The organism is Actinoallomurus acanthiterrae (assembly GCF_054775715.1).
Genome location: NZ_BAAHCO010000001.1, coordinates 4,795,770 through 4,812,089, shown reverse-complemented (window position 1 = coordinate 4,812,089; position 16,320 = coordinate 4,795,770). Strand labels below are relative to the sequence as shown.

17 protein-coding genes are annotated in these 16,320 nt (G+C 69.5%); 11 read left to right on the top strand and 6 right to left on the bottom strand.

Going from position 1 to position 16,320, the window contains the following annotated elements:
- Positions 1-6 precede the first annotated feature (6 nt).
- Genes ACYVF7_RS23100 through ACYVF7_RS23085 form a run of 4 tightly spaced genes read left to right on the top strand, consistent with a single transcriptional unit; the run spans position 7 to position 3,969 of the window.
- Positions 7-765, top strand: a complete 759-nt coding sequence (locus ACYVF7_RS23100) for a hypothetical protein (RefSeq protein ID WP_460344233.1) — start codon at positions 7-9, stop codon at positions 763-765.
- Complete coding sequence (locus ACYVF7_RS23095) at positions 762-2,180, top strand: CpaF family protein (protein WP_460344230.1); 1,419 nt, start codon at positions 762-764, stop codon at positions 2,178-2,180. Before ACYVF7_RS23100 ends, ACYVF7_RS23095 begins: the two co-directional genes overlap by 4 nt.
- Positions 2,177-3,076 carry a type II secretion system F family protein gene (locus tag ACYVF7_RS23090; RefSeq protein ID WP_460344227.1) on the top strand — a complete coding sequence of 300 codons (900 nt, stop codon included), beginning with the start codon at positions 2,177-2,179 and terminating at the stop codon, positions 3,074-3,076. Before ACYVF7_RS23095 ends, ACYVF7_RS23090 begins: the two co-directional genes overlap by 4 nt.
- On the top strand, positions 3,073-3,969 hold the full coding sequence (locus ACYVF7_RS23085) for a hypothetical protein (protein ID WP_460344224.1): 897 nt from the start codon (positions 3,073-3,075) through the stop codon (positions 3,967-3,969). The genes ACYVF7_RS23090 and ACYVF7_RS23085 overlap by 4 nt, the downstream gene beginning before the upstream one ends.
- 71 nt (positions 3,970-4,040) lie before the next feature.
- Here ACYVF7_RS23085 and ACYVF7_RS23080 read toward each other — a convergent pair whose 3' ends face one another.
- The 3 genes from ACYVF7_RS23080 to ACYVF7_RS23070 all read right to left on the bottom strand — a co-directional run bounded on the left by ACYVF7_RS23080 (position 4,041) and on the right by ACYVF7_RS23070 (position 6,722).
- The gene (locus ACYVF7_RS23080) at positions 4,041-5,441 is read right to left on the bottom strand and encodes a hypothetical protein (protein ID WP_460344221.1); all 1,401 of its coding nucleotides are present in this window, start codon (positions 5,439-5,441) and stop codon (positions 4,041-4,043) included.
- A gap of 305 nt (positions 5,442-5,746) precedes the next feature.
- The gene (locus ACYVF7_RS23075; RefSeq protein WP_460344218.1) at positions 5,747-6,070 is read right to left on the bottom strand and encodes a helix-turn-helix domain-containing protein; all 324 of its coding nucleotides are present in this window, start codon (positions 6,068-6,070) and stop codon (positions 5,747-5,749) included.
- Between the two features lie 4 nt (positions 6,071-6,074).
- Positions 6,075-6,722, bottom strand: coding sequence for a tyrosine-type recombinase/integrase (locus ACYVF7_RS23070; protein WP_460344215.1), 648 nt, complete (start codon positions 6,720-6,722; stop codon positions 6,075-6,077).
- A 634-nt stretch (positions 6,723-7,356) separates the two neighbouring features.
- Here ACYVF7_RS23070 and ACYVF7_RS23065 point away from each other — a divergent pair.
- From ACYVF7_RS23065 to ACYVF7_RS23045, 5 genes are read left to right on the top strand one after another with little or no spacing between them, the layout of a single operon-like run.
- Complete coding sequence (locus ACYVF7_RS23065; RefSeq protein ID WP_460344212.1) at positions 7,357-7,578, top strand: hypothetical protein; 222 nt, start codon at positions 7,357-7,359, stop codon at positions 7,576-7,578.
- 10 nt (positions 7,579-7,588) lie between these two features.
- Positions 7,589-7,978 carry a hypothetical protein gene (locus tag ACYVF7_RS23060; protein WP_460344209.1) on the top strand — a complete coding sequence of 130 codons (390 nt, stop codon included), beginning with the start codon at positions 7,589-7,591 and terminating at the stop codon, positions 7,976-7,978.
- Entirely contained in the window at positions 7,975-8,445 is a 471-nt protein-coding gene (locus ACYVF7_RS23055) for a hypothetical protein (RefSeq protein WP_460344206.1), read from the top strand. The genes ACYVF7_RS23060 and ACYVF7_RS23055 overlap by 4 nt, the downstream gene beginning before the upstream one ends.
- Positions 8,442-8,894 carry a pilus assembly protein TadG-related protein gene (locus ACYVF7_RS23050; RefSeq protein ID WP_460344203.1) on the top strand — a complete coding sequence of 151 codons (453 nt, stop codon included), beginning with the start codon at positions 8,442-8,444 and terminating at the stop codon, positions 8,892-8,894. Before ACYVF7_RS23055 ends, ACYVF7_RS23050 begins: the two co-directional genes overlap by 4 nt.
- Positions 8,891-11,842 carry a BTAD domain-containing putative transcriptional regulator gene (locus ACYVF7_RS23045; RefSeq protein WP_460344201.1) on the top strand — a complete coding sequence of 984 codons (2,952 nt, stop codon included), beginning with the start codon at positions 8,891-8,893 and terminating at the stop codon, positions 11,840-11,842. Before ACYVF7_RS23050 ends, ACYVF7_RS23045 begins: the two co-directional genes overlap by 4 nt.
- Before the next feature lie 447 nt (positions 11,843-12,289).
- Here the strand turns inward: ACYVF7_RS23045 and ACYVF7_RS23040 are convergent, their stop codons facing one another.
- Together ACYVF7_RS23040 and ACYVF7_RS23035 are read right to left on the bottom strand one after the other, a co-directional pair.
- The gene (locus ACYVF7_RS23040) at positions 12,290-12,616 is read right to left on the bottom strand and encodes a hypothetical protein (protein WP_460344198.1); all 327 of its coding nucleotides are present in this window, start codon (positions 12,614-12,616) and stop codon (positions 12,290-12,292) included.
- Between the two features lie 189 nt (positions 12,617-12,805).
- Positions 12,806-13,273, bottom strand: a complete 468-nt coding sequence (locus tag ACYVF7_RS23035; RefSeq protein ID WP_460344195.1) for a hypothetical protein — start codon at positions 13,271-13,273, stop codon at positions 12,806-12,808.
- Positions 13,274-13,674: 401 nt separating this feature from the next.
- Between ACYVF7_RS23035 and ACYVF7_RS23030 the strand changes: the two genes are divergently transcribed.
- Positions 13,675-13,896: a zinc finger domain-containing protein gene (locus ACYVF7_RS23030; RefSeq protein ID WP_460344192.1), complete on the top strand. Its 222-nt coding sequence runs from the start codon at positions 13,675-13,677 to the stop codon at positions 13,894-13,896.
- A gap of 609 nt (positions 13,897-14,505) precedes the next feature.
- Here ACYVF7_RS23030 and ACYVF7_RS23025 read toward each other — a convergent pair.
- A complete protein-coding gene (locus ACYVF7_RS23025) occupies positions 14,506-14,727 on the bottom strand; it encodes a hypothetical protein (RefSeq protein ID WP_460344189.1) in 222 nt (73 codons plus the stop codon).
- A 365-nt stretch (positions 14,728-15,092) separates the two neighbouring features.
- On the opposite strand from ACYVF7_RS23025, the gene ACYVF7_RS23020 reads away from it, so the two are divergent.
- Positions 15,093-16,309 (top strand): IS3 family transposase gene (locus tag ACYVF7_RS23020; RefSeq protein ID WP_460344186.1). Its coding sequence is split into 2 segments (ribosomal slippage): positions 15,093-15,348 and positions 15,348-16,309, totalling 1,218 coding nucleotides; the frame shifts between segments, so codons are not numbered across the junction.
- Positions 16,310-16,320 lie beyond the last annotated feature (11 nt).

The window sequence follows — 16,320 nt, the reverse complement described above, 5'->3', positions numbered from 1 at the left end:
CCGGGGGTGACGACGACCGCATTGGCGCTGGCGCTGGGCTGGCCGCGGGAGGTGGTGCTGGCCGAGTGCGACCCAGCGGGCCGGCGGATTCTGCCCGGGTATCTCGCTGAGCGGCTCGATGGCCCGCCTGGCCCCGGGCTGCTGGGCCTGGCGATGTCGCCCGGTCGTGAGGGTGAGGACGAGGCGGGGTGGGTGGAGGATTACACGATCCGGCTGGCCGATCACGGCCGGGCGCGGCTCCTGCACGGAATCCGTGACCCCCGGCATGCCTCCCAGCTCGCCCGGCTTTGGCAGCCGCTGGCCGAACGGTTCGCCGCGTGCGAGGTCGATGTGATCGCCGATGTCGGCCGGGTCGGCGGTCCGGAGACCCCGATGGGGTTGCTGGCGGGCGCGGCTGTGGTGGTGATGGTGCTGCGCGGGACGCTCGCGCAGGTCGACGCCGCCCAGCCCCGCTTGGACGCCCTATTGGGGGCGTTGAACTGGCGGGTGCCGGTGGCGTTGTGCCTGATCGAGTCCGGCCGCTACCCCGCTTCCGAGGTGAGCCGAGTGCTGTTCGGGCTTCCGGTGCTGGCCGAGCTTCCGTACGCTCCGGCTGATGCGAAGGTGTTGTCAGACGGGGCTCGTCCTCGCCTGGCGTTCCGCACCTGCCTGCTGATGCGCACGGCGGGAAACCTCGGTCACGAGATCCGCCGGTTGGTCGAAGAACGCGCCTTCCACCCCGAAGCCTTGCCGACCCGGGAGACCACTCCAGGAGGTGCCGGGTGACCCGCTACGGCTGGTCACCGACCACCATCCAGCCAACCGCGGACCTGACCTCTGCCGGGCTGGTGAACGGCTCACGCGACGCCCATGCAGCCGAACCGGACAACCGCGCATGGTGGGCGGCGGTACGGCAGATCAGCGAGCAGCTGGTCGATGTGCTCAGCGACGACCTCGACCGCGCGCACGCGCGACAGGCGATCGTGCGGGCGGTGCAGGGGTGGGCGCATGAGCAGGCCGCGGCCGGCCATCCGATGCCCACGGCACAAGCCCAGCAGTACCTCACCCGCCTGATCTTCGACCGCCGGTACGGGCTGGGGGTGCTGCAGCCGTTCCTGGAACGCACCGATGTGGAGAACATCGTCGTCAACGGCTGTGACCAGACCTGGGTCACCTACACCAACGGCACCAAACAGGCCGGCCCGCCGGTCGCGGCCAGCGATGAGGAACTCATCGAGTGGATCCAGTTGCTGGCAAGGCGCGGGAACTCCAACCGCGAGTTCTCCCACGCCACCCCCCTCCTCGACGTCGCCCTCACCGACGGGGTGCGGCTGGCGGTGGTGCACTGGGTCTCGCGCCGCCCGCACCTGGCGCTGCGGATCCACCGCCTGGTCGACGTCACCCTCGACCAGCTCACCGAACTCGGCACCCTCACCCCAGCGGTTGAGGCGTTCCTGCGGGCGGCGGTACGGGCGCGGCGGAACATCATCGTGGCCGGCGAGGTCAACACCGGCAAGACCACCCTCATCCGCGCCCTGGCCAACGAGATCGACCCGGATGAGCGCATCATCACGCTCGAATCTGACTTCGAGCTGTTCCTTGATGACCCGCGGCTGGCGCACCGCCACCACGACGTCGTCGCGCTCGAAGCCCGCCACGCCAACTCCGAAGGCGCCGGCGAAGTCACCCTCCAAGACCTGGTCCCGGCCAGCCTGCGCCTCAACCCCGACCGCGTCATCGTCGGCGAAGCCCGCCAAGGCGAACTCGCGCCGATGCTCGAGGTGATGTACTCCGGCGCTCGCGGCTCGATGTGCACGCTCCACGTCCACCGCCCACAGCACGTGTTCAACCGCGTCATCCAGCTCGGGCGCCGCTCCGGCCTCGGTTTCAGTCCCGAAGACCTGCACCTGATGTTCGGCCTGGCCGAACCCTTGATCGTCTACCTGCAACGCGACCCGCACACGAACGCCCGGTTCGTCACCGAGATCATGGAAACCGGCCCACCCGCCGACGGCCCGGAACCGGCCCGCAACCGCGTCTTCATCCCCGGCCCCGACGGACGCGCCGTCCCCGCAGGCGGGCACATCAGCGCCGATCTGCTCGACGACCTCGTCGGCTACGGACTGGACCCGGCACTGATTTCGAGTGGGCCGAACGGCGGCCGGTCCGGGCTCGGTGACGAGGGCGGGTGGTCCCGATGATGCTGCTCGTCGCCGGGCTGGCCGGGCTGTGTGTTGCCGGCGGCGTCCTCCTGACCGTCCGCGCCCTCACCGGCGTCCCCCCGGCCAAGGCCACGTCCGGGCGGCCACCGGCCCGCTGGCGTGAATTCCTGCACTCGGCAGGCGACCCTAGCCGTCGTAACCGGCTGCTCGCCGCCGTCGCGGCGGGGCTGGGGGTCTTGTTGGTGCTCGGGTGGCCGGTGGCCGCGCTCGCGGTGGCCGCCGGGGTCTACGTGCTGCCGCGGATGCTGTCCGGGCGTGCGGCCCAGCAGCGGATCGTCCGGTTGGAGGCACTGGAGGCGTGGGCGCGGCGGCTGGCCGAAGTGATGGGCGCCAGCCGCGGCCTGGAACAAACACTCACCGACAGCCTCCGCGTCGCCCCCACCCCGATCCGCGAGCCGGTCGCCCTGCTGGCCGAGCGGCTGAAGAACCGGGCGGGCACCGAACAGGCGTTGCGGGCCTTCGCCGCCGAGCTGGATGACCCCGTCGGGGATCTGATCGCCACCGCGTTGATCCTGGCGGCCAAACGGCGCGGGCCCGGCACCCGCCAAGCCCTCACCGCCCTGGCCGACGCGGTCGCCCAGGAGGTGCGCGTCCGCCGGGAGGTCGAGGCCGAACGCGCCTCCCTGCGCACCACCCTGCTGGTCATCGTCATCTCCGTGGGGGCGTTGACCGGATTGTTCATCGCGTCGGGAACGCTGGCCGCCCCCTACGACACGCCCGTGGGCCAGCTTGTCCTGGCGGGGGTGACCGGCTTGTACGCGGGTGGGCTGTGGTGGATGCGGCGTCTGGCGACCATCAGCACCGGCACCCGCCTGCTCCAGGCCACCGACGTCGCGGGTGGTGCGGCGGGCGGTCGGCGGGAGGCGGTATCGTGATCGCGTTCGCTGTCCTGGCCGCGGGTCTCACCGTTGCGGGTGTGTTGATCATCGCCTGGCAGGTGTGGCCGGCGCCGCCTCGGCTGGATGTGGCGCTGGCCCGGATCCAGGCCACCCGCCTGCATCCTGCCGCCGAGCCGGCATCGGTTCTGGGGCGATCTGAGCGGGTCGGGGGCTGGCTCGCCACCCATCTGGCCCGCCCAGCCGGCCTGCTCGCGCTGCCGCGTACGGATCTGGCATTGCTGGACCGGACCGCCGAACGCTTCATGCTCGACAAGCTCGCCCTGCTCATCGCCGGCATCATCATCCCCTCGCTGTTCCTTGGTGCGCTGACGGTGATGGGAGCCTCGCTGCCGTGGGCGCTTCCGGTGCTCGCAGTGCTGACGTCGGCGTTCGGGCTGTCCTTCATCCCGGATGTGAACGTACGGGCCGAGGCACGCCGCCGACGCAGCGAGTTCCGATACGCCTTCGCCTGCTACCTCCAACTCGTGCTGCTGGAACGCGAGGCCGGTGCGGCGTTGAACGCCGCGTTGGAAGGCCCCGTCACCGTGGCCGAGGCCTGGCCGTTCCGCCGCATCGCCGATGCTCTCGAGACCGCCCGGCGCGGGCAACAGCAACCCTGGCGTGCCCTGGCCGAACTCGGCGAGCGCATCGGCGTTCGTGACCTGGTGGATCTGGCGCACAGCGCGCAGATCGCCGGGGCCGAAGGCGCCAAGATGCACGACGTCCTGACCGCCAAGATCACCGCCATGCGCCACGAGGCAGCCGCCGCCACCCGTGCCGAGGCGAACGCCCGCACCACCGCGATGTGGGTGCCGACCTCTCTGCTGATGCTCGGGTTCGTGGTGCTAATCGGGTTCCCGTTCTTCATCCGACTGATCGGCTCCGGCTGAAAGGTTCGTGGGTTCGTGATTTCTGAAGTGTGGAGGTGAGGGAACTGAAGGACGAGACACCGGATTCGAGGCTATCGGTGTGCTTCGGTTCCCGTACCGAAGTGGGGGCCAGCCGGTTCGCGGTGTGTCTGGACGTAGCGTCGGGTGCCGCAGGGGCTGAGACCGAACAGGTCGCAGAGCAGCCGGATGTCGCCGTTGCTGGCGAGGGCTTCGTGCAGGATGCGGTCTTCGCGGAGCGCCTTGGCGGACAGCCCAAGTGTCCTGGTGATCCATTCGGGGCTGACGGTGCTCGTCCTCACCGCGGTGTAACCGTTGATGAACAGGTAGGGGTTGCTTGTTTCGGGCCAGCGGCGGGCGCGTTCGTCGAGCCAGGCGGCCAGCTTGGCGCGAACGGGTTCGGCCAGGACGATCGTCCGTCCGGGCAGGTGCAGCCGGCCGTCGCGGGCGTCGGTCAGTTCCAGGTGACACAGTTCCCTGGGGCGCGGGCCGTGGAAGATGACCAGCGCTGCGATGGCGGCCCGGGCCGGTTTGTCGCTGTGCACGGCTGCGCGCATCGATGCCAGGTCTGCCGGCAGCGGCTGGCCGAGCTGGGTGGGCAGTCCCCGAAGGCGCGCCGTGGGGTTGGTGAAGACCAGGCGGCGTGCGCGCAGGAATCGGAACATGGCGCGCACCGCGGTCAGTGTCTTTTCCCTGCGGTGGGGGCGGTCGGGCAGCAGGTCGATGATGTCGGCTCGCGTGATCTCGCGCAGCGATTGGTGACCGGCTGCCGCCCAGGCGTGCAGCATCGGGACGGTGGCGGAGACGTAGCCGCGGACGGTGCGGGGACTTCGGGGCCGAGAACGGGGTGGCGTGGTGCTGCCGTCGCGGAGGGCTTGGTACCAGTGCCGGAATTCCTCAGCCATTGGTTCGGGCAGGCCGGCGGTCCGCCGGGTGAACCAGGCGTCGATGGTGGGCTGGCGGTCTTCGGTGAGCATTCCGCACAGGGTGAGGATCTCGGTGAGCGCCTTGAGGTTGCGGAAGTCGAGCGCGGTGCTTACGTCGGCGGCCTGGCTGGCCTGGATGGAGGCGCCCGGGGTGTCTTGAATCGCCTGCAGAACACGGATGGCACTACGCGTGCTGCTGGTCAGCGACCTACCCCAGCCGTGCCGCGCGGCGTGCTCGCTGATGACCTGGTCGAACGCAGCGGCCAAGGCCGCGATCGGCGGGCGGAGGTTGCCGCTGCGCCACCCGGCGGCCAGATCGCGTTCGGCCTCGCACAGGACCAGCTGGCGGTGCTCAACCGGGTAGCGGTCAGGCCAGGCCGCCGGTGGGACGGGGGCTGGCGATGGCCGTTTTTGGCGGAACAGATCGGCCAGGAACAGCTGCTGGCCGCCCCGGTTGGCCTCCGGCACGTCGATGCCGCGCTGCGCCGCGCGGACCAGACGGGCCTGGCGACAGCACAGCCGGCAGTAGCCACGGTCGCCCAGGAGCACCTGCCGATCACACGACGGGCATGGGGCGGTGGTGGCAAAGTGCCGCCTCCAGCCCCGGCATCCCTCGCATCGCCGGTTGTTGCGGCGAGTCACACCCCAGGCCAGGCAATCGGTGCAGCTGTCGACCACCGGTGCCGATCGGTGGCAACCGCGACAGCGTCCGGCGGTGTAATAATCAGCCGCCGATCCGCAGATCTTGCATCGTGGTGCGCTCTTCCACCCGCGCGGCACGCACTCGTAGCAGTACTGCCGCCCGTAGTAGGCGATCGGGTTGAGGCCGCAGCGGGCGCACGGGCGTGGCCGCGTCACGCCGGTGGGACGGACCGGTTGCGGCCCAGCCGTGGCGGGACGGACACGGTGCCCACGGCGGCCTGGCCTTCGTGCTCGCGGGGCGGCCGGCGGGTCGCGACCTTGTCCGGTTCACAGATCAGCAGGTCGGCCGGGTTGCACTCCAGAACAGCGCAGATCACATCCAGGTCCTCTAGACGGATCGTGGTCGGGGTCCCGGTCCACAACGCCGACATCTTCCCGGCGCTGATCACCAATCCCGCGTCCGCCAGACGGCGGCGCATCTCGGTGGACTTCCAGATACCTCGCTCGGCGGCTGTCAGCCGCAGATTCCAGCGCATTGGCTCACTCCGTGCCTTCATCCAAGCGGGCGGCGAGGCGATCGTTGGCCGCGGCCCAGGCTTGCTCGATGTGGTTGTCGTGGACGTGGATGTAACGCGTCGTGGTGGACAGCCATTCGTGTCCCAGCAGGTCCGCGATCGCCTTGAGGTCCATGCCGCGCGCATACAGCGAGGACGCGCAGTAGTGCCGGAGCACGTGTGGGGTCAATCGGCCGCGCCAGTCCGGCAGCCACCGTTCGACAGCGACAGCCAGACCGGATCGCAGCGCGTCGTTGCCGACGCGCAGGCAGCGGTTGCTGCTGCGGTCGCGGCGCTCGCTGGGCAGCATCGGTGCGTCCGGGTCCTCATAATCGGCGCCGAACTGGTGACGCACATCAGCCAGCCACCAGGTCACCAGGGCGTCGGTGGAGTTGATCGCCGGCACCAGCCGGGTCTTGGGTCCCCGGCCCATGCTGCCCTTACCGAAGCGGACGTGGAGTTTTCCGTGTTCTCCGAGGTCAGGGCGCCAATCGCGGATGTCGAGCATGACCGTCTCGCCGATCCGCAGTCCGGCCCGCCGCCACAGCGAGGCAGCCAGATAGTCCCGTGCTGCCGGAAGGTACTTACGGGCGCTCGGAAGCGCCTGACCCCACCGCCCGAACAACTCCTCCACCTCCTCATCACGAGGAGGGACGCGAACCAGCACGCCGTAGTCGGCTCTGGCGGCTTGTTGAACTCATCGATCGGCTGTTGGAGGACATGACCCGTCAGCGCGTAGACCTCGCCCTGATACCGCGCCAGCAGGAAGTCATAGAACCTCGACAGCGTCATCGCCTTGCCGCGCACCGTCTGACGCGCCAAACCCAGCTTCTTGCGCTGGTGCGCAAGGAAGGCATCAGCGTCCCTGCTCGTGGCCGTCCACAGCGGACGGCCCAGGAAACGGATGAACGCGAACACCACCGACCGCTCCGCGGCGACATAGGAGTCGCCAACACCGGCACCCACCCCCGCCAGCGCGTACTGGTCGACCAGTTCTTGTTCGAAGTCCTCAAGATCTTGCGCAGACGTCAGTCGACGCGTTGGCCCCAGGGCCCGCACGGCAGCCAGTGTCACCGCTTCTCCAGCTCACATGACCCGACCATCCGCCATGAATATCACAGAGTGTTCGGGATTTCTGAAGATCTGTCAGATCTGCTCACCGAACGCCTGAGGCACCGTTTACGCACTACCAGCCACAAACACCGAACCGAAGATCAACAGGAACTCCCGGGACTACCGACATCCCCAACAAGCAAGGAGAGTGCGTAGTGCACCATCAACACAGGCAACCGGCCCGGCTGGGCATCGCGGTCCTCGACCTGGCCGACCGAGTACGGGAAACCATCGGCCGCCGAGCCGGGCAGGACCGGGACCGGGGCGCGGGCGTGGTCGAAACGATCATCATCGTGGCCGGGTTCGCGATCCTGGCCGCCGCCATCTACGCCGCCGTCGGCGGTCGAGTCCACGCCTGGATCGCCAAGATCCCCTAACCCGACCGTCATGGACACGACCTCACCACGCCGGTCCGGCGATACCGGCTCAGCGACGATCTCCATCGCGATCGTGTTTCCCGCGATCGCGCTGCTGTTCCTCGCCCTGGCCCAAGCCGTCATGGTCGCCGCCGCCCACCAGGTCGCCCTCGCCGCCGCCGAGGAAGGACTGCGGGTCGCCCGTGCTCACCACGGCAGCCTGGCCGCCGGGCGAAGCGCTGCCATCGCGTTCGCCGGCCACGAACCGGTCCTGCTCGGACCCGCTGTCGCGGTCTCGGGGTCCACGACCATTGCGGTAACCGTCCACGGCGGCGCACCCGCGCTCTTGCCCGGCCTTCACCTGACCGTCACGGCGCAAGCCTGCGGTGCCCGCGAGCGTTTCACCACAGGCCGGATATGACCACGCCACGGCTGTCCCTCCACCACCGGCGCTCCACAGCCGGGGATGCGGGCAACGCCGTGATCGAAGCCGCGATCCTCGCCCCGGTGTTCATCGTGTTCCTGGCCGCCCTGCTGGTCGGCGCGCGCATCCGAGGCGCCGGTGCGGCCGTAGCTCAGGCCGCCGCCGATGCCGCCCGCCAGGCCTCAATCGCCCGCACCGTCACCCAAGCTCGTACCGTCGCCACCGCCAGTGCGCTGGCGACCTTGCGTGAGAAGGGACTGCACTGCACCCCGCGCATCACCCTCGATCTGGCCGCCTTCTCTCTACCTGTTGGGCGGCCCGGGACCATCACCGCGCAGGTGTCCTGCACCGTCACCCTCGCCGACGTCGCAGCCCCGGGAATGCCCGGCTCGCGAACGGTGACCAAGCTCCATCGGTCCGTCCTGGACCCGTTCCGGGCAAAAGATCCAGGTGACCGGCCATGATGCTTCGGCCACCGGTCAGACCAGGTGAGCGCCGTGAGCGCGAGCGGGGTGCGCTGAGTATCTTCACCGTCGTCATCACGATGGTTGTGATCGTGTTCTTCGGCGCGATCGTGGACTTCGGACAGAAGCTCCAAGCCCGCCACGACGCGAACATCGCTGCCGAAGAAGCCGCCCGCGCCGGAGCCGGCCAGGTCGACCGCGACCGCGCCTACTCCCACGGCGGCACCTTCCGCGTCGATCGCCAGGCCGCAATCCGCGCTGCCCAGGACTACCTGCACGCCGGTGGCTACCACGGGTCGGTCACCGCGCTGGGGGCTCGCCGGATCCGCGTCCGGGTGGCGCTGACGCGGCCGGCAATTTTCCTGCCCGTGATCGGGATTTCGACGTTGCACGTTCAGGCCGTGGCCGACGCCGACCTGGCCACCGGTATCAGGGGGGAAGATCGATGAAGAAGTTGCCGAGGCAGACCCGGACGGGGGAGGTGGCCCGCGGGCTCGGTGCCCTGGCCGTCTTGATACTCCTGCTGGCCGGGCTCCCGGCCGCCCTGGCCGTCGTCGGTGGCTCGCCTCTCCCCCACGGCATGCCGACGTGGGCGCAGATCAGTGCCATATTGACCCGGCCCGACACGAGCAACACGCTGTTCCTGGCCGCCGTGAAGGTGATCGGCTGGGCCGCCTGGAGCCTGTTCACCCTCGCCACCTTCCTTGAGGCCGCCGGCTATGTACGCGGGCGTCCGGCCCGGCGACTGCCCACGCCGATCCGGCCAATGCAGCATCTGGCCCGGGACCTGGTCGCCATGGCCGCCCTCGTGATCACCACCGGAGCACCCGTAACCGGCCCAACAACCGCCGCCCTCACCCACCAAACCGCCGCCGCAGCGACCTCGGCGATACCACCCGCGACCGCGCATGTCGCCGCGCACGTCCCTTCGCCGACCGGCCTACACGAGTCCGTACGACCCGCTACCCACGCAACCTCCGCACCGGGAACGCGCCCGTGGAAAACCAGGATCATCAAACGCGGCGACACCCTGTGGGCGATCGCCCGGCACGAATACGGCTCCGGCAGCAAGTACCTACGGATCTTCAACGCCAGCAAGCACCTCCACCAACCCCACGGCCTGCCCCGCCTGACCGACCCGGCCCAGATCCGCCCCGGCCAGCACCTCAAAATCCCCGACACCGGCCACACCGGCCTCTCCGGCCGCGGACGAACTCAACCACCCGGCCACACCCGGCACCCCGCCACCACCCGATCCGCACCAGCATCCCCGCCGCCCGGACGCTCTGCCGCCACTGCGCCAGCGCAGCCGGCAACACGGGGCCCCGCGCCCGCCCAGCGGGCCACCGCGTCCCCACCAGCCGCGTCCGCAGCACCGCCGACGGCAACGACACCACCCCCGGCGGGACGCCCTGGTCCGGCGTCCCAGCCCAGCACCGGCCACGCGCCAGCGATGCCCACACGCCCCGCTGCCACACCACCCAACCCCACCGTGCCGCCACACGCACCGGGACCCGCACCGAGCGGACCGTCACGTCCCGAGGACGGGTCACATGGTGCACCGGTTGCCGTACGGCTGCCATCAGGCGCGTACGTCGGCCTCGGGCTGGCCGGGGCGATCAGCATCGCGCTGGCCGCGACCCGCCTTCACCGCCGACGCCGCCGCCCTGCTGTCGAGGAATGGCCCAACCCCGACTCGACCGACCCACTCCCGCCACCACCCGCACCGGTCGGACGGGCCCGCAAAGCACACCTGGACAGCCTCACCACCCACGGCCGGCCGGTCCCCTCCGACGCCGACCTGGTCGCCTGCGACCTCACCACCCCGCCCCCGGGCCGGCTCACCATCGGCATCCAGGAGGGCCGCCCCCTCACCGTCCCCCTGGCCGGACTGAACCTGGCCCTGAGCGGCCCCGCCGGCCTGGATGCGGGACGGGCGATCATGACCGAACTGCTGGCCAAATCTCACCGCTACCGCGCTGAGATCATCATTCCCGCACCCGACGCCGACGCCCTGTTCGCCGGGACCGGAATCGACCCTCACCAACTGGCCACCGCGATCGACGGTCTGGTCATCACCGCCTCGCTCACTGCTGCCATCACGCATCTGGAAGCCGAAGTCATCCACCGGGCCCGGCTGATGGAAGCAACAGACCAGCCCGACGTACCCGCACTACGCGCCGCCGACCCCGCAGAACCCCTGCCCGCCATCGTCCTCATCACCACCGCACCCCAACCCGGCGAAGCCCTGCAGGCCATCCTCCAACTCGGCCGCCCGTACTGCATCGGTGGCCTCCTGCTCGGAGACTGGCCCGCCGGAACCACCCTCACCCTGGCCGACGACGGCACCATCACCAACAGCCACGGCCCCCAGACCCGCGCGTGGACGGGAGCCCGGCTGTTCCACCTCACTGCCACCGACGCCGGAGCCATGCTGCAGGTCATCCAGACCGCCACCGGCGTCCCCGAATCCGACACCCCCGCCCCAGCCACCACCGCGCCGCCTCAAAGCACACACGACAGCGTCTCCGGTCCGGCTCGGACACCGCAGGTCGTCCGCGACGAGCCGACCGGTCATGTGCCACCGCGTCCAGACACTGCGGCGGTTGGTGAGACGGCCGCCCGGCCGGTTCAGTTGCGCCTGCTCGGCGCTGTTCGCATCGAAGCCGGCGGGGAGCCTGTTGCCACCGGGCTACGGCGCATCGCCCGCGACCTGCTCGCCTACCTCGCCCTCCACCCCGACGGCATCACCCGCGACCAAGGCATCGACGCCCTCATGCCCGACCGCGACCCCGAAACCGGCACCACCATGCTCCACACCGCGATCAACAACGTCCGCAAAACCCTGCGCACCGCCACCGGCCTACGCCAACCAATGTTCATCAACCACACCGCCGGCCGCTACCACCTCGATCCCGCCCTCATCGACGTCGACCTATGGCGCCTGCAGACCGCCCTGCACCAAGCCCAGCACGCCGGCAACGACACCGACCGCATCAAGATTCTCCAGCAACTCCCGGACCTGTACCCAGGGGAACTCGCCGACGACCTGACGTACGAGTGGGCGGAGGCCGAACGCGAACAGCTGCGACGACACGCGACCGACGCCCTGGCCCACCTCGCCCACCTCCTCAAAGACGACCAACCCGACCAAGCCCTGACCGCCCTGGAACACGCAATCGACCACGACCCCTACGCCGAACCCCTCTACCAAGACCTCATGCGCCTGCAAGCACACCTCGGCCGCCTGGACGCCGTCCGGCGCACCTACCAACTGCTGACCAACCGCCTCGCCGACCTCGACGTCGAACCAGACGAGGCAACCCACCGCCTGCAACTGGAACTGCTCCGCCCCACGACCGACTCCGCGAGAGATGTAGGTTCCGAGAATGAGTGAGCAATTATTCGTGATCATGAGCACTGGATGAGCAAAATCCGGTCTTCGTGAGCAATGCAATGCCTGCAGATGGCCGCTGCCTCGGGCGCTCGTCGTTGCTGCACAAGAGCAGAGCAGAAGAAGGGAGGAGGGTCGTCGTCGGCCCCCGTCCCGCGCGGTGGCGGCGGGTCAGCCGGTGGAAGCTTCCGGTCTAGCACGTTCTTGATCGGGGCGGTGAGCTGCTGCGCAGGACCCGACGGGGCCGCTTTTTCCGCGGGCCCGTGTGACCAGACGCGGCGGGCCGCCGTGACGGCCTACGCTGCCGGTAGCAGCTCGGGGAGGGTGGCTGGCGGGGCGGATAGCGGTCTGTGCGGTGGTGGCCGGACTGATCGGAGCGCAGAACCTACGGCGTCCGCAGGCCCAGGCGTGGGCCGGGTACACGTGGTGGTCTGCGAGCAGACCGGCCACTCACCGACCGAACAGCACCCGGGACCGGGTGCGCGACCATGAACGCAGTCCGTGCCCGGCTGCCCCGTCGTGCGGACCAGGGGCGCCGCACGGTTCCGGCCGGGCCACTTCGGCCATCACGCCCTGCGCCCCCCACCCTCCACTTCCGGGCTCTGGACGGATCCCGGCCTGCCGGAAGGTCAGCTCGGTCTGCACCGCCCGGATCAGCACCTCATCACCAGACGCGTGGACACGCAGATAGGCGACCAAATCGACAAGCTGCCCGGTGGTTATCAGCGGTATCGGCACCGGCCAGACCTGCCCGTCCCACACATCGTCGTCCCCCACGGCCTCTCCACCCGCCCGTCAACCCATCGCTGACCGTGACCATTCAACCAGCGAGCGTAAACACCTCTGGCTCCAGAACCCGCCATCGGGGGCGACGGAGCCCGACGGCCGGGGCGAGCATGTCGGCGTCGGGGATGCGGCCCTCCAGGTCGATGGCCCGGAGGGCCGATGTCGCGCGAACGGAACGTGTCAGTCCCCGGTGTTGGTTGCCCAGACCGGCTGGCGGTCGCTGTTGTAGATGACGAGGTTGCCATCGTCTTGCACCGCGAGGTAGGCCCCCTTGTGCCAGGTGCCGGACGCCCAGACCGGACGGCCGCCGCTGGCGTAGGCCACGAAGTTTCCGTCCTGCTGGAAGACCGCGGAGTCGGCGTGGCTCCAGGTGTTGGGGGCCTGCCATGCCGGCTTGCCGTCCTTGTAGAGGACGAGGTTGCCGTCTTGCTGCAATCGCAGGATGGTCCGGCCGTTCCCGGAGGTCCACGCCTGGTTGCGGTACAGCGTGGCCACAGGCCGGATGATCGTGTCAGACCGAGTGTGCGCGGCGGATCGGTCGGTGGAATTGGCGGTCATCGCCTGGGCGGTGCCAGCGGCCGCGCCGCCGGCCAGAGCCAGCCCGGCGGTCATGGTGGCGATGAACAGTGAGCTGCGGAGTTTTGCCATTGATCGCTCTCTTAAGTCGGTTATATCTGACCCTTGATCGATCAGTTACGCTCCGCATTCAATCAAGTCCATAGAGCAATGTCTATGCGCGGCGAGCAGTGGGCTTTTATCAAACGGAGGGTACGTCCGGTTGGGTACGGCCTGGCCGCTTGGCATGGTCTGGTCCCGTATGTGACCCGGCCTCGGGCCCGGCGTATCAGGGGGAGTGCCGGAGCCCGGAGCCGTCCCCCGGGGGGATCTGCGGGAAGGGGCGAATTCGATCTGTTCCCGTCCGCTGTCGAGCATGCCGATCGATCACGATCGCCGTCGCCGGGGGGAGATGCCGGACGCCACCCGAACAGCCGAGGACCGTACCCCCGCCCCGGGAGCGTCCTTCTCGGAAAGCCTCTACGGTCAAGGGCATGACCGTTCCGCCATCCGGCCGGCCACCGCGAGATCAGACCGGTACGGGCAAGCCCAAAGCGCCCAAGGCACAGACCATCTCGTGCCCGACCTGCCAGGCCCCAGCCGGACGGCCATGCGTGGGCATCAAAGGACAGGACCTGCCGAAGGTCCACCCTCGAAGACGACTCGCCGCCGGACCGGCTATCGCTCCAGGTTCACTCGCCGACCCGCGAGACTGATCCGCGATCACTACCGGGATCCCTCGCCCGGGGCGCCGCCGATCCCCAGTCGGCGTTTCACGGTCCCGGCGTGCTGGCAGATCCGCCTGTCCCCGCTGCGCATCACGGTGGCCTGCTCCGGGTTCGGCTCCGCGCCGGGCCGGTCGGCGGTGAGTGCCGCCAGTCCCCGCGCCAGGCGGTCCAGCCACCGGGCGAGCGCCCGCCACGGCGGGGCACCGCCGGCGGGCGGGGGCTCGCCACAGCGAGCCGCGCTGGGTGGATGAGAGCTTCTCCGTCCAGCCCGGCACCGGCGTCTGGGCCGCCTGCCAGACACCGCGGCCAACCAGCCGCCCGCGCGCCTTAACCGGACGCCTGCCGCACGATAACCGGCAGGGCGGGCGCCTCGGACCGGACGTGCTGGCCGGTGCGGCGTCCCCCGGGACGGATGAGACCGGCGGCTTAAGGACCACACGCCCCACCCGGGCGGATGATCGAGCGGTCCTGTGTGTAAGACTTCCTCTGCGGACTCGTTCTTTCCCACACCGTGTGAACGAGGACTGTGATGAGGCCGGGCGGTTTGTGAGGAACCACCGGCCTCGGTGCATCCAGCGGCCCGATCGTGTCCCATCTTCAGGCGTCATGGCCGGCGGGCCCTTCATCCTGTCCTGGATCGGTGCCGATCGTGTTCTGAAGACCTTCCACCAGGATCGCCCTGGCGGCGTCGGGGTCGCGAAAGTACAGCGGGCGGACGGTGTCGGCCAGGCGTTCGGCATCCTTGTCACGGATCGCCGCATGAATCTGGTCGGTCAAGGCGATCACATGCGCGGGGCGCTGTTGAGGAAGATCGGTCACAGGACTTCACTCTCTGACACGACGTGCGCGGCGTCCATACCGCGCACGCGTCCAGGAGTGGCCCCCATGATTGTCAGGATCCGGGGGCCGCGGCGCACCGGCCGAAAGAACGCTTCACATGACCGCAGTTCCTGCGCGGCTAGCCGTCCGCCGGCTCTGAATGACCGGGGAACACCGCCAATGCAGGCCGCGACCCGAGGCACCCGGCCGGTGGCGTGCCTGTGCCGGCCGTCGTGGGTTGATTTGTCGGTGGTCCGGGTAAATCGTCACGCTCGTGAGCGGCAGGGACGATCCGGCTGAGGTGGCCCCCGTGACGTGGACATACCCGACAATGGATCTTGAGATCCTGGAAGGTAGTTGTTCACGTGGCAAGGCCCTCGAAGTACTCTCCGGAGTTCCGTAGCGACGCGGTTGCGTTGTGGCGGGCTTCGGGTGGCAGGCGGACGTTCAAGGACGTCGCTGCTGATCTGAACGTCAATCCCGAGACGTTGCGTAGTTGGGTGCGTGATGAGGAGGGCCGTGCGGGACGGGCGGAGCCGGCGCCTGCCGGTGACGGCGAGTCGGTGGAGGTTGAGCTGGCTCGGTTGCGGGCCGAGAACGCGCGGCTGGCCAGGGCGGAGAAGGAGTGGCAGCTGGAGCGGGAGATCCTGCGGCGGGCGGCCGCTTATTTTGCTCGGGAGGTGAAGTGAAGACCCGCCGCTGGGACTTCATCTCCGCTCACGCCGAACGCTTCGGCGTCCAGCGGCTGTGCCGGGTCCTGGGTGCTTCCAGGTCCGGGTATTACCGGTGGATCGTCGGCGCCCCGGCCCGCGCCGCCCGCCAGGCTGCCGAGGCCGCCCTGGTGGCCGAGATCCGCGGTATCCATGATGAGCACAAGCACGCCTACGGGGCCCGCAGGGTCCACGCCGAGCTGCGCGCGTCCGGTCGGCCCGTGAACCGCAAGCGGGTGGCCCGCCTGATGGGCGAGCACCAGATCGTCGGCCGGCATCTGCGCCGCCGTAGGCGCACCACGATTCCCGACCGGCTTGCGCCGCCCGCGCCCGACCTGGTGCAGCGCGACTTCACCGCGGCCCGGCTGGATGAGAAGTGGTGCGGGGATATCACGTATGTGCAGGTCGGCGGCAGCTGGCTCTACCTGGCCTGCGTGCTGGACATCCGGTCTCGGCGGGTGCTGGGCTACTCGATGGCCTCCCACATGCGCGCCGAGCTGGTCACCGACGCGCTCGCTGCGGCCGTGGCGACCCGCGGCGGGAGCGTCACCGGAGTGATCTTCCATGCGGACAGGGGCTCGCAGTACACCTCGGCCGCGTTCGCCCAGGCATGCGACCACTACGGCGTCCGCCGCAGCATGGGCCGGGTCGGATCAAGCTATGACAATGCCATGGCCGAGAGCCTGTGGCAGAGCCTGAAACGCGAAGCCCTCCACGATCGCGTCTTCCAGACCATGAGCCAGGCCCGGCTCGCGATCTTCCAGTGGCTCGCCTACTACAACACTCGAAGGCGTCACAGCGCCCTGGCCTACCGCTCACCCTTGGAATACGAAGAGCAAGACCAGATCGCTAGACTCCCACTCGCGGCATAACCCCTGCGTCC

What these genes read in the sequence shown, in the direction of transcription:
- ACYVF7_RS23035 (WP_460344195.1), bottom strand. Translation starts at nt 13,273, where the DNA reads ATGGCAAAACTCCGCAGCTCACTGTTCATCGCCACCATGACCGCCGGG.
- ACYVF7_RS23030 (WP_460344192.1), top strand. Translation starts at nt 13,675, where the DNA reads ATGACCGTTCCGCCATCCGGCCGGCCACCGCGAGATCAGACCGGTACG.
- ACYVF7_RS23090 (WP_460344227.1), top strand. Translation starts at nt 2,177, where the DNA reads ATGATGCTGCTCGTCGCCGGGCTGGCCGGGCTGTGTGTTGCCGGCGGC.
- ACYVF7_RS23050 (WP_460344203.1), top strand. Translation starts at nt 8,442, where the DNA reads ATGATGCTTCGGCCACCGGTCAGACCAGGTGAGCGCCGTGAGCGCGAG.
- ACYVF7_RS23060 (WP_460344209.1), top strand. Translation starts at nt 7,589, where the DNA reads ATGGACACGACCTCACCACGCCGGTCCGGCGATACCGGCTCAGCGACG.
- ACYVF7_RS23055 (WP_460344206.1), top strand. Translation starts at nt 7,975, where the DNA reads ATGACCACGCCACGGCTGTCCCTCCACCACCGGCGCTCCACAGCCGGG.
- ACYVF7_RS23045 (WP_460344201.1), top strand. Translation starts at nt 8,891, where the DNA reads ATGAAGAAGTTGCCGAGGCAGACCCGGACGGGGGAGGTGGCCCGCGGG.
- ACYVF7_RS23075 (WP_460344218.1), bottom strand. Translation starts at nt 6,070, where the DNA reads ATGCGCTGGAATCTGCGGCTGACAGCCGCCGAGCGAGGTATCTGGAAG.